Raw genomic sequence first — 11,541 nt, 5'->3', positions numbered from 1 at the left:
GTGGGCGGCCCCAAACCGGGGACAGTTCATGGGCTCGCTCGGCTCGCAGCGGCCTGAGATCGAGCACGCTGAGTATGTGCGGCAGTATGCGGAGATGACGCGGATGCGCGATGGCGTCGGGATGGTCGGTTGGCGCCTAACCTTCGGCGGCATGCTCATTCAGAATGTGACGTTCGACTGTGCTGATCCCTATGAGCTGGCGGTGTTTTGAGGTGGGGTTACGGGGTGGCCAGGGGTGGGGTGGAAGCCGACGCAGCGGCCCAGGATGAGGAGGTGGATCGGGTTGGGGGGCAAGATGATCGAGGATCGTCGGTCGGCGAATGGGTTGGGGTGGGTGGTGTTGTTGGATCCGGAGGGTGACTAGTTCTGTGTCGAGCGGAGTTGGGCGGAGCTCGCCGAGGGGTGAGAGGTGCCGACGGAATCCGGGGAGTCCGTCGGCGGTCGACTGCTAGCGCCGCACCTCGGCGACGGTGACGGGGCGGCGTTCGGCGCGGGAGAGTTCGCATGCCTCGGCGATGTAGAAGGCTTCTAGGGCATCCCATGGGGTGCAAGGGTTTTCGATGGTGCCCTGGACGACGGAGAGGAAGGCGGCGAGTTCGTCGGTGTAGGCGCTGCGGAAGCGGTCCATGAAACCCGGGTAGGCGGGGAAGGGGGAAGGGGGGTAGTTGGGTTCGACGGAGTGTAGGGGGGCGCGATCGTCGAGGCCGACGATGGCGTTGGCGCGGGAGCCGAGCGCCTCCAGCCGGACGTCGTAGCCCGCGCCGTTGTAGCGGGTGAGGGATACGGTGGCGAGGCTGCCGTCGTCGAGGGTCAACGTCACCGCGGCGGTGTCGACATCGTTTGCGGCCGTGAAGAATTCGTCGCCGCGGTTGGCGCCGACGGCGTATACCTCGGTGACCTCGCGGCCGGTGACCCAGCGGATGATGTCGAAATCGTGTACGCCGCAGTCACGGAAGATGCCGCCGGAGCGCGGAATGTATTCGGCGGGCGGCGGAGCCGGGTCGAGGGTGGTCGCGCGCAGGGTGTGCAGCCAGCCGAGTTCGCCGGAGGCGACGGCGGAGCGGGCGGCCCGGTAGCCGGCGTCGAAGCGGCGCTGGAAGCCGATCTGCACCGGGACGGTCGCGTTCCGGAGGTGGTCGAGGACGGTGACGGTGCCCGCGATATCGGCGGCGACCGGTTTCTCGCAGAACACCGGAATGCCGAGATCGACTGCCCTGGTGATGAGTTCGGGATGGGAATCGGTGGCGGTCGCGATCACGATGCCGTCGAGGCGGGTGGCGAACAGCGCGTCGATATCGGCGGCGAATTCGACGCCGAGTTTGGTCGCGGCGGTGCGCGCGCGTTCGGCGTCGGCGTCGGCGACCACGACGGTGCCGACACCGGCCAGGTTCTTCAGTGTTTCGGCGTGGGCGGTCCCGATCCGCCCGGTCCCCGCGAGGCCTATGGTGACGGCGTTCATCGACTCTCCTTCTGATGCGATGCCGACGCGCGTACACGCCGGATGATTGAGCTCTTCGGTTGTGTTCAGGACCGCGGCGCCGATGTGGTCGATCGAACGACCAGCGATGGCTGTAATCGCCTGCGCACCGGCTCGGTCCGGCCGTGCCGCAGCCGCTCGGTGAGGGCCTCGACGGCCAAGCGCCCCATCTGGATTCGCGGCTGATCGATGGTGGTCAGTGCGACATGCCGCAGGGCGGCCAGCGAGGTGTTGTCGTATCCGACGACCGAAACGTCGCCTGGCACATGTAATCCGGCCTCCTCCAGGGCCGACATGGCGCCTACGGCGTTGAAGTCGTTGCTGCTCACCAGCGCGGTGGGAAAGTTGTTGCGGGAGAACAGGTTCAGCAGTTTGTGTACCGCGGCCATCCCGGCCGAGTCGGTGTGCTCGCTTGGAATGATCATCGGCTCCAGCGCGTGCCGCTCCATGGCGGCGCGGTAGCCTCTGCGGCGGGCCGCCGAGGTGAACGCGCCGCCGCCGTCGAGGTGCACGATGCGCCGATGGCCAAGGGAGACAAGGTGATCCACGGCAAGTGCGGCGCCGACCTCACCGTCGTCGTTGACGGTGTCGACGTCGGCGATGGCGGAGGTGCGCGAGACGAGCACGACCGGACCCTGTTGCGCCGCATCGCGAATGGCCGCGGCGGGCAGCACCGGTGAGAGCAGGATGATGCCGCCGGGCCGGAACGAGAGCAGGCTTTCCAGCGCGGTGCGTTCCCGGGCCGCGCTGCGCCGCCCGGTATTCAGGATCAGTTCGAGCCCGGCCTCCTGCGCCGCGGCGTCCATACCCTCCACCACATCGGCGAAGAACGCGTTGCGCAGGTCGGACACCATGACGCCGACGATGTTGGAGGTGCGGCTGGCCAGCGATCTGGCCATTATGTGCGGCTGGTAGCCGAGTTCCTTGGCGGCCTCCAGTACCGCGCGCCGCCGATGCTCGCTCACCTTGGGCGAATCGCGCATGACGAGCGAGACGAGCGCGCGCGAGACGCCCGCCCTGGCGGCGACGTCTTCCATGGTGGGCCGCGCCATCTCGCCTCCGTTCCGCATCCGTCGATCAGGTGCCGTGACGGAGGTTACAAGGTTGTCGCGCGCCAATCAATAGAGCGCTCTAATAAGAAAATTCTCGCGACATCGGTCACCTGCGTTTTGCATGGAAGGTAGGATTTTCCGAGGTAGGGACATTTTAAAGAGTCCGGCGGAACCTCTTGACACCCTGTGGTCCACGTTACATAGTTGGAGCGCTCCAATACGTTTGGGCAACAACTCGATCACACCGAAGGTCGGAGAAATCTCGATGACCCAACCGCTCAACCCGCTGCGCATCGCGGCCGCGCCGATCTCCTGGGGAGTCTGCGAGGTGCCCGGCTGGGGCCATGTGCTCGACTCGCGCACCGTCCTGTCCGCCATGTCCGCACTCGGGCTCACCGCGACCGAACTCGGCCCGCCCGGCTATCTTCCACGCGATCCCGGCGAATTGCGCACGCTGCTCGGCGAATTCGGCATGACGATGCTCGGCGGCTTCCTCGCCGTCGCGCTGCATCGGGATCCGGACCGCGCGATCGCGGCGGCCGAGGAGACTGCGGCCCTGTTCGCCGCGACCGGCGCCGAAGTGCTCGTGCTGGCCGCGGCCACCGGCCTCGACGGCTACGATGCGCGGCCCCAGCTGAGCGATTCCGAATGGCGCACGCTGATCGAAACCGCCGGGGCGATCCGCGATCTCGCCGCCGGGCACGGCCTGCGCACGGTGCTGCACCCGCATGTCGGCACACATGTCGAGAGCGAGGCCGAGGTGGAGCGCTTCGTCGCCGATTCGGACCTCGACCTGTGCCTGGACACCGGACACCTGTTGATCGGCGGCGCCGATCCGGTGAAACTGGCGCAGCGGCATGCGAATCGGATAGGCCACATCCATCTCAAGGATGTTCGCGCCGAGCTGGCGGACAAAATCCGCAGTGGCGCACTGGAATACAGCGAGGCCGTGCGTCAGGGAGTGTATGTCCCGCTGGGCGACGGCGATGTCGATATCGACGCACTGGTGCGGGCACTGCACGCCGCGGGTTACCGGGGTTGGTACGTCATCGAACAGGACGCCGCCCTGCGCCCCACCGACTCGGCGGAGCTGCCGAGCCGGGATGCCGAACGCAGCCTGCGCCACCTCGCGGGCATCGGCTCCGCACTCGCCTCGGTACGAATCTAGTTGGGAAGTGATGACAATGACGTCGATACGTTCGCGCCGCATCGGATGGCGCGCGCTGCTGCTGCCCACCGCGGCGGCGGTCGCGGTACTCACCGCGTGCAGCGGCCCGAGTTCGGAGTCGCCGGCCCCGAGCCAGGCTCCGGTCGCCGCGGGCAAATTGGGTTCGGTCGCGGTGGTGACGCACGGCAGCGCGGGTGACGCGTTCTGGAACGTCGTCAAGAACGGCGCCCAGCAGGCGGGGAAAGACCTTGGCGTGCGGGTGGATTACCAATCCTCGGGCGATCCGGGACAGCAGGCCAAGCTGATCGACAACGCGGTCGCGCAGAAGGTGGACGGTCTGGTCGTCTCGATGGCGAACCCGGACGCGCTGCGGTCCTCCATCGAAAAGGCCGTCGCCGCGGGCATTCCCGTCGTGACGATCAATTCGGGTGAGGATCAGAGCGCCAAATTCGGCGCGATCGGCCATGTGGGACAGAGCGAAACCCTCGCGGGCCAGCTGGCGGGCAAGCGTCTGGCCGACGCGAAGAAGACCAAGCTGCTGTGCGTGATCCACGAGGCGGGCAATATCGGCGCGAACCAGCGCTGTGACGGCGCCACAAAGGGTTTCGGCAATGCCACCACACTGCAGGTGGATATCAACAACCCGACCGACGCCCAGTCGCGGATCAAGGGCGCGCTGGAGGCCGACAAGTCGATCGACGCGGTGCTGACGCTGAATTCGCAGGTGGCCGCCCGCGCGGTGGACGCGGTGAAGGAATCCGGTTCGGCCGCGACGGTGGCCACCTTCGATCTGAACACCGATGTGGTGGACGCGATCAAGGCGGGCAAGCTGTTGTTCGCCATCGACCAGCAGCAATTCGAGCAGGGTTATCTGCCGATCGTGTTGCTGCAGTTGTACAAGGCCAATGCCAACACCGTGGGCGGCGGCGCCCCGGTGCAGACCGGACCGGCCTTCGTCGACAAGTCCAATGTGGATGCCGTTGCCGCGCTCGTGGCCAAGGGCACCCGGTGAGTGGCTGACATGACGGTAGCCACGAAAGCATCCGAAATCGCGCCGGCGCGGCGGCCGGACGGTCCGACGCTGATGCAGCGCATGATCGTTCGGCCGGAGATCGGTGCGGCGCTCGGCGCGCTGCTGGTGTTCGTGTTCTTCTCGGTGATCACCGATCGCTTCCTGAGCCCGCTCGGCGTCGCCACCTGGCTGGATGATTCATCGACGCTCGGCATCATGGCGATCGCGGTGGCGCTGTTGATGATCGGCGGCGAATTCGATCTGTCGGCGGGTGTGATGACCGCGTCCACCGCGCTGGTCACCGCGCTGCTTTCGGTGCACGCCGGCTGGAATGTGTGGTTGGCGCTGCTGGTCTCGCTCGTATTCGCTTTGGCCGTGGGAGCTTTCAACGGCTGGGTGGTGATGCGTACGGGCCTGCCGAGCTTCATCGTCACGCTCGGCACGTTTCTCGCGCTGCAGGGCCTGAATCTCGGTGTGACACGGCTGGTCACGAATACCGTGCAGGTGTCGGGCGTGCGCGGCGCGCCGGGCTACGAATCGGCGGGGTCGGTATTCGCCTCGACCATCGATATCGGCGGAGTGCGGTTCCAGGCCTCGGTGCTGTGGTGGATCGTGCTGACGGCGATCGCCGCACTCATCCTGGTGCGCACCAGATTCGGCAACTGGATCTTCGCGGTCGGCGGCGCGCTGCAGAGCGCGCGGGCCGTCGGTGTGCCCGCGGTGCGGACGAAGATCCTGCTGTTCATGGGCACCGCATTCGCGGGCTGGGTGGTGGGATCGTGCAATATTCTGCGCTTTTCCAGCGTCCAGGCGAATCAGGGCGTCGGACTGGAGTTGCACTACATCATCGCGGCCGTGGTCGGCGGTTGCCTGTTGACCGGTGGTTTCGGTTCGGCCATCGGCGCCGCGATCGGCGCGCTGATCTTCGGAATGGCGCGCCAGGGCATCGTTTTCGCCCGCTGGGACAGCGATTGGTTCATGTTGTTCCTCGGTGTGCTGCTGCTGGCCGCGGTGCTGGTGAACAACCGATTCCAGAAGCGAGCCGAAAGGGTGCGCAGATGAACACCTTGGTCGAGACCGTCGGCATCGGTAAGAGCTACGGCGGAGTCGTCGCGCTGGAAGATGTTTCCACCGTGGTGAACGCGGGCGAGGTGACCTGTGTGCTCGGTGACAACGGCGCGGGCAAGTCGACGCTGATCAAGATACTCGCCGGTGTGCACCAGCACGATCGGGGCAAGCTCTTGGTCGAGGGGGAGGAGGTCGCATTCTCCTCGCCGCGTGCGGCTTTGGATCGCGGCATCGCGACCGTCTACCAGGATCTGGCCGTCGTGCCGCTGATGAGCGTCTGGCGAAATTTCGTGCTCGGCTCCGAGCCGACGAAGGGGTACGGCCCGTTCCGTCTGATCGATCGCCGTGCTGCGCAGGAGATAGCCCGAAAAGGGTTGACGGATATGGGGATCGAGATCCGCGATATGGAGCAGCCGGTGGGCACGCTGTCCGGCGGTCAGCGACAGTGCGTCGCCATCGCACGGGCCGTGCACTACGGCGCCAAGGTGCTGATCCTGGACGAACCGACCGCGGCGCTCGGCGTGAAGCAGGCCGGTGTGGTGCTGAAATATGTTGTGCAGGCCCGTGATCGGGGGCTGGGTGTCATTCTCATCACGCACAACCCGCACCACGCCTATCCGGTCGGCGATCGGTTCCTGCTGCTCAAGCGCGGTGCGATGCTCGGCGCGTACGAGAAGTCGGAGATCGATGTCGCCGAGCTGACCAGGCAGATGGCGGGCGGCGCCGAATTGGACGCGCTGCAGCACGAATTGGAGCGGGTGGTGGCGAACCCGTGACGGAACTCGAGGCTCTGACCATCGGCCGGGTCGGGGTGGACCTCTACCCCGAGCAGACCGGTGTCGCGCTGGCCGATGTGCGCTCGTTCGCGAAGTTCCTCGGCGGCACCGCGACCAATGTCGCGGTGGCCGCCGCGCGACTGGGCAGGCGCAGTGCGGTGCTCACGAAGGTCGGTCCCGATGGATTCGGCGCGTATGTGCGCTCTGCTCTCGAAGGTTTCGGTGTTTCGGCGGATTTCGTCGGCACCGCACCGGATCTGCAGACGCCCATCGTGTTCTGCGAACTGAATCCACCCGCCGATCCGCCGCTGCTGTTCTACCGCGCGCCCATCGCGCCCGACCTGACCATCACCCCGGACGACGTGCCGTGGGATGTGGTGGATTCCGTTCCGCTGCTGTGGGTTACCGGCACCGGCGTGAGCGTCGAGCCGAGCCGGTCGACGCAGCGCGCGGTGCTGGAACGCCGGGCCAGGCGCGGACACACCGTGCTGGATCTGGACTATCGGCCGATGTTCTGGCCCGACGAGGCGACCGCGCGGGCCGAGATCGGTTGGCTGCTCGATCACGTGAATGTGGTGGTGGGCAACCGAACCGAGGTTCGGGTCGCGGTCGGCACCGACGATCCGGATGCCGCCGCCGATCTGCTGCTGGCCCGCGGTGTGCGGCTGGCGGTGATCAAGCGGGGCGGCGACGGCGTGCTCATCGCGACCGAACGGGAACGGTGGACGGTGCCGCCGTGCCGCGTGGAGGTGGTGTGCGGGCTCGGCGCCGGCGACGGCTTCGGCGGCGCGCTGATCCACGGCCTGCTCTCCGATTGGGATCCGCGCCGGATCGCAGGATATGCGAATGCCGCGGGGGCGCTGGTGGCTTCGCGGCTGGCGTGCGCCGACGCGATGCCGACGAATACCGAGATCGAGGCACTGCTGTGCCGCTGAAGGAGGAGATCCGTGTACCTGAGCGACGAACGCTGGCGTGACCTGCTCCGGGTGCGTGCCACCGACCCGGCGGCGGTCGAGCGCGCGTACAACAAACGAGTCCGGCGTCAGAACCTGTTGTCGGACAAGGACACCCTGTTCCTGGTCGCCGCCGACCATCCCGCCCGCGGCGCGCTCGGTGTCGGTTCGGATCGCACCGCGATGGCCGATCGGCGAAATCTGTTGGAGCGCCTGTTGATCGCGCTCGCTCACCCCGACGTCGACGGCGTGCTCGGATCTCCCGACGTGGTCGAGGAGCTGCTGCTGCTCGACGCGCTCGACGACAAGGTCGTGATCGGCTCGATGAACCGCGGCGGTTTGGCGGGCGCGGAGTGGGAGATCGACGATCGGTTCACCGGCTACGACGCCGACGCACTGGCCCGGTTCCGCCTGGACGGCGGCAAAATGCTACTGCGCCTGGATGATTCCGATGCGGGCACCATCCCGACGTTGCACGCCTGCGCGCAGGCGGTGTCCGAACTGGCCGCGCAGGGGCTGATGGCGATGGTGGAGCCGCTGCCGTATCACCGCGACGAATCCGGTGCGCTCATCATGAGCAAGGACGCTCCGTCGCTGTCCCGCGCGATCACCGTCGCGTCCGGATTGGGCGTCACCTCTGCCTACACGTGGCTGAAAATTCCGGCGCCGCAGGATATCTCGGTTCTGGATGCGACAACCCTGCCCGTCGTGGTGCTGGGCGGCGCACCATCCGGTGATCCGGCCGCCGATCTCGCTTCCTGGGGCGGGGCACTGAGCCACGATGTCGTGCGCGGCCTGGTCGTCGGCCGCACCCTCCTATATCCGCCCGACGGCGATGTCGCGGCGGCCGTCGACGCGGCGGCGCGGCTACTGAAAGACGCCCGATGAGCCGAACGCCGAAATGCCTTGCCCGGAGGACCCGATGAAGCTGCACCGACCGTCCGGCACACTGGTCGACGGAACCGACCCCATCTTCCTCACCCCGGAGGCCGCAGGCTGGACCTTCACCGGCCTGCGCGTACTCCGTTTGGCCGCGGGCGAATCCCGCACGGTACACACCGGCGAATTCGAGGCGTTCGTGCTGCCCTTGGCGGGCGGATGCACGGTACAGGTCGACGGCCACACCATCGAATTGACCGGCCGCGACTCGGTTTTCACCCGGGTGACCGACTTCGCCTACGTCCCGCGCGACGCCGAACTGAGGCTCACCACGAAATCCGGCGTCGAGGTCGCCTTGCCGATGGCCCGCTGCACCCGCCGCCTGGAACCGAAATACGGCCCGGCCGAGGAGGTTCCGGTCGAGGTGCGCGGCGCGGGCCAGGCCACCAGGCAGGTCACCAACTTCGGCACACCGGGGGTGTGGGAGCACGCCGACAAGCTCAACGCCTGCGAGCTGATCACCCCGGACGGCAACTGGTCGTCCTACCCGCCGCACAAGCACGACGAGGCGAGCGAATGTGAGGTGGTCAATGAGGAGATCTACTACTTCCGCATTGCCGATCGCGACGGAATCACGCCGTCGCCAACGGGTTTCGGCATGCACCGCACCTACACCGCCGATGGCGCGCTCGATGCGAACGTGGCGGTGCGCGACGGCGACGTCTTCCTGGTGCCGCACGGCTACCACGGGCCGTGCATCGCGGCGCCCGGCTACCCGATGTACTACCTGAACGTGCTCGCCGGTCCGGCGGCCGCCCGTTCCATGGCCTTCTGCGACGATCCCGCGCACGGCTGGGTCCGCGACACCTGGGCCGGTCAGGAGCTCGACCCGCGCTGCCCGGTCACCGACCATCGCGGCAGGCGCGACAATATCTAAGGACGGATCCGTGAAGCTCACCACCGCACAAGCCCTCGTCGCCTGGCTCGTCGCGCAGCGCTCCGAGACCATCGACGGCCGTGAAGTCCCGCTCTTCCCAGCGGTTTTCGCGATCTTCGGACATGGCAATGTGCTCGGCCTCGGTACCGCGCTGCACGAGCGCCGCGCCGAAATCCCGGTCTGGCGTGGACATACCGAGCAGGGCATGGCGCTGGCCGCGGTCGGCTACGCGAAGGCGACGCATCGCCGTCAGGTCGGCGTCGCGACCTCATCGATCGGGCCCGGCGCGCTCAACATGGTGACCGCGGCCGGCGTGGCACACGCGAATCGTCTTCCGCTGCTGCTGCTTCCGGGTGACACCTTCACCGGCCGGGCGCCCGACCCGGTGCTGCAGCAGGTGGAGCATTTCGGTGACGCGACGGCGACGGTCAACGACGCCTTCCGCGCGGTCAGCCGCTACTTCGACCGGATCACCCGCCCGGAACAGCTCATCGCCACCTTGCCGCAGGTGGCCCGGGTGCTCACCGATCCGGCCGAAGCCGGGCCGGTGACCATCGCGTTGCCGCAGGATGTGCAGGCGGAGGTCTACGACTTCCCGGATGACCTCTTCGCACCGCGGATGCACCGAATTCCGCGGCAGCGCCCGGATATTCGCGAAATCGCCGCGGCCGCGGCGGCGGTGCGGGCCGCCGAACGTCCGCTGCTGGTGCTCGGCGGCGGCGTCCGCTATTCGGGTGCGGGCAGGCAGGCGCTGGAATTCGCCGACCGGCACGGCATTCCGGTCACCGAGACCACCGCGGGCCGCACCCTGGTGCCGCACGAACATCCCGGATACGCGGGGCCGCTCGGCATCACCGGTTCGGAATCGGCGAATCTGCTTGCCGCCGAGGCGGATCTGGTGCTGGCCGTCGGAACCCGGTTGCAGGACTTCACCACCGCGTCGTGGACGGTCTTCGCACCGGAGGTCCGGTTGGTGACGGTGAACACGGCCCGCTTCGACGCGGTCAAACATGGTGCGCTCGCGGTGGTCGGCGACGCCGCCGCGGCCATCGCGGATCTGACGGCCGCCATCGGGGATTGGCGCACACAGGACGAATGGGCTCGCAAACCCGCTGCGCTGCGCAGCATCTGGGACGCGCACATCGACAAGCTCCGCGCCCCCACCGACGGCATACCCAGCTATGCCCAGATCGTCGGCGTGGTCAACGATCTCAGCGGGCCGGGGGACTATGTGATGACCGCGTCCGGTGGCCTGCCCGGCGAGCTCATCGGCGGCTGGCGCGCGACCGGCGGCGCGCCGACGATGGATGTCGAATACGGATTCTCATGTATGGGTTACGAACTCGCGGGCGCCTGGGGTGCGGCGATGGCGCATACCGATGGTCTGGTCACCACCATGCTCGGTGACGGTTCGTATCTGATGTTGAATTCCGAACTGTTCTCGGCCGCCTTCGCCGGCCATCCGATGGTGGCCGTGGTCTGCGACAACGATGGTTATGCGGTGATCGCCCGGCTGCAGGAGGGGCAGGGCGGCGCGGCGTTCAACAATATGTACGCCGACTGCCGTACCAACCGGAAAGATCCGCCCCGGGTGAATTTCGCGAACCACGCTCATGCGCTCGGCTGTTCGGTGCACACCGCGACGGATCTCGCGGAATTCCGGGTCGCTTATGCGGAAGCCAGAACGGCGGCGAAACGTGAATCGCGTCCCGCGGTGGTCATTGTGCGTACCCAGCCGTCCGCGTGGACCGAGGCGGGTGCGTGGTGGGAGGTCGGTGTGCCGCGGCACCTGTCCGGCCGGGTCGGTTATGACGCGGCCAAGCCCGGACAGTTGCGCTATCTGCAATCGTGACGGCGAGGTGGGTGCCACAACTCGCGGTCAGGGTCATATACCTCACATTAAGTGGGGGTCGATGTGGCCGAAATCGTCCCACCATGGCATGGTTGATCTACGAGACCAGTGAATTGAAGTGATTGCCTGGCTCGTCTACAGAAAGTTTGAAATGGCTCAAGGCATTGTCAAGTGGTTCAACAGCGAGAAGGGCTTCGGCTTCATCGCCCAGGACGGCGGGGGTCCCGACGTCTTCGTGCACTACTCCGCTGTTTCCGGTAACGGCTTCCGCTCCCTCGATGAGGGTCAGCGTGTGGAGTTCGAGATCGGCCAGGGACAGAAGGGCCCGCAGGCCCAGGATGTTCGCGTGGTCGCCTAACTCTAGAGT

At 67.1% G+C, this 11,541-nt stretch carries 12 protein-coding genes; 10 read left to right on the top strand and 2 right to left on the bottom strand.

Annotation, left to right across the window (positions count from 1 at the left end; translation table 11 throughout):
• Nucleotides 1-28 precede the first annotated feature (28 nt).
• Complete coding sequence (locus tag F5544_RS46055; protein WP_203217416.1) at nt 29-211, top strand: hypothetical protein; 183 nt, start codon at nt 29-31, stop codon at nt 209-211.
• Between the two features lie 237 nt (nt 212-448).
• Here the strand turns inward: F5544_RS46055 and F5544_RS34690 are convergent, their stop codons facing one another.
• The gene (locus F5544_RS34690) at nt 449-1,459 is read right to left on the bottom strand and encodes a Gfo/Idh/MocA family protein (RefSeq protein WP_167477078.1); all 1,011 of its coding nucleotides are present in this window, start codon (nt 1,457-1,459) and stop codon (nt 449-451) included.
• A gap of 65 nt (nt 1,460-1,524) precedes the next feature.
• Complete coding sequence (locus tag F5544_RS34685) at nt 1,525-2,529, bottom strand: LacI family DNA-binding transcriptional regulator (protein ID WP_167477077.1); 1,005 nt, start codon at nt 2,527-2,529, stop codon at nt 1,525-1,527.
• 265 nt (nt 2,530-2,794) lie between these two features.
• Between F5544_RS34685 and F5544_RS34680 the strand changes: the two genes are divergently transcribed.
• The 9 genes from F5544_RS34680 (at nt 2,795) to F5544_RS34640 (ending at nt 11,532) form a co-directional block, all read left to right on the top strand.
• A complete protein-coding gene (locus tag F5544_RS34680; RefSeq protein WP_167477076.1) occupies nt 2,795-3,697 on the top strand; it encodes a TIM barrel protein in 903 nt (300 codons plus the stop codon).
• 16 nt (nt 3,698-3,713) lie between these two features.
• On the top strand, nt 3,714-4,709 hold the full coding sequence (locus F5544_RS34675; RefSeq protein ID WP_167477075.1) for a sugar ABC transporter substrate-binding protein: 996 nt from the start codon (nt 3,714-3,716) through the stop codon (nt 4,707-4,709).
• Between the two features lie 9 nt (nt 4,710-4,718).
• The gene (locus F5544_RS34670; protein ID WP_167477074.1) at nt 4,719-5,771 is read left to right on the top strand and encodes an ABC transporter permease; all 1,053 of its coding nucleotides are present in this window, start codon (nt 4,719-4,721) and stop codon (nt 5,769-5,771) included.
• Entirely contained in the window at nt 5,768-6,553 is a 786-nt protein-coding gene (locus tag F5544_RS34665; protein WP_167477073.1) for an ATP-binding cassette domain-containing protein, read from the top strand. Before F5544_RS34670 ends, F5544_RS34665 begins: the two co-directional genes overlap by 4 nt.
• Nucleotides 6,550-7,488, top strand: coding sequence for a 5-dehydro-2-deoxygluconokinase (gene iolC / locus F5544_RS34660; protein WP_167477072.1), 939 nt, complete (start codon nt 6,550-6,552; stop codon nt 7,486-7,488). The genes F5544_RS34665 and iolC overlap by 4 nt, the downstream gene beginning before the upstream one ends.
• An 18-nt stretch (nt 7,489-7,506) precedes the next feature.
• On the top strand, nt 7,507-8,394 hold the full coding sequence (locus tag F5544_RS34655; RefSeq protein WP_428847194.1) for a Cgl0159 family (beta/alpha)8-fold protein: 888 nt from the start codon (nt 7,507-7,509) through the stop codon (nt 8,392-8,394).
• Between the two features lie 34 nt (nt 8,395-8,428).
• Nucleotides 8,429-9,322, top strand: a complete 894-nt coding sequence (gene iolB / locus F5544_RS34650) for a 5-deoxy-glucuronate isomerase (RefSeq protein ID WP_167477070.1) — start codon at nt 8,429-8,431, stop codon at nt 9,320-9,322.
• 10 nt (nt 9,323-9,332) lie between these two features.
• A complete protein-coding gene (gene iolD, locus F5544_RS34645; protein WP_167477069.1) occupies nt 9,333-11,174 on the top strand; it encodes a 3D-(3,5/4)-trihydroxycyclohexane-1,2-dione acylhydrolase (decyclizing) in 1,842 nt (613 codons plus the stop codon).
• 151 nt (nt 11,175-11,325) lie between these two features.
• Nucleotides 11,326-11,532 (top strand): cold-shock protein, encoded by a 207-nt coding sequence (locus F5544_RS34640; RefSeq protein WP_167477068.1) that lies wholly within the window; start codon nt 11,326-11,328, stop codon nt 11,530-11,532.
• Nucleotides 11,533-11,541: the final 9 nt, after the last annotated feature.

This window comes from Nocardia arthritidis (assembly GCF_011801145.1).
Lineage (GTDB): Bacteria > Actinomycetota > Actinomycetes > Mycobacteriales > Mycobacteriaceae > Nocardia > Nocardia arthritidis_A.
Note: the sequence above shows the minus strand (reverse complement) of the source record. Positions and strands in the feature narration are given on the sequence as shown.

Excerpts from the sequence above, each read along its gene's own strand:
- F5544_RS46055 (WP_203217416.1), top strand. The coding sequence starts at position 29 with ATGGGCTCGCTCGGCTCGCAGCGGCCTGAGATCGAGCACGCTGAGTAT.
- F5544_RS34690 (WP_167477078.1), bottom strand. The coding sequence starts at position 1,459 with ATGAACGCCGTCACCATAGGCCTCGCGGGGACCGGGCGGATCGGGACC.
- F5544_RS34685 (WP_167477077.1), bottom strand. The coding sequence starts at position 2,529 with ATGGCGCGGCCCACCATGGAAGACGTCGCCGCCAGGGCGGGCGTCTCG.
- F5544_RS34680 (WP_167477076.1), top strand. The coding sequence starts at position 2,795 with ATGACCCAACCGCTCAACCCGCTGCGCATCGCGGCCGCGCCGATCTCC.
- F5544_RS34675 (WP_167477075.1), top strand. The coding sequence starts at position 3,714 with ATGACGTCGATACGTTCGCGCCGCATCGGATGGCGCGCGCTGCTGCTG.
- F5544_RS34670 (WP_167477074.1), top strand. The coding sequence starts at position 4,719 with ATGACGGTAGCCACGAAAGCATCCGAAATCGCGCCGGCGCGGCGGCCG.
- F5544_RS34665 (WP_167477073.1), top strand. The coding sequence starts at position 5,768 with ATGAACACCTTGGTCGAGACCGTCGGCATCGGTAAGAGCTACGGCGGA.
- iolB (WP_167477070.1), top strand. The coding sequence starts at position 8,429 with ATGAAGCTGCACCGACCGTCCGGCACACTGGTCGACGGAACCGACCCC.
- F5544_RS34640 (WP_167477068.1), top strand. The coding sequence starts at position 11,326 with ATGGCTCAAGGCATTGTCAAGTGGTTCAACAGCGAGAAGGGCTTCGGC.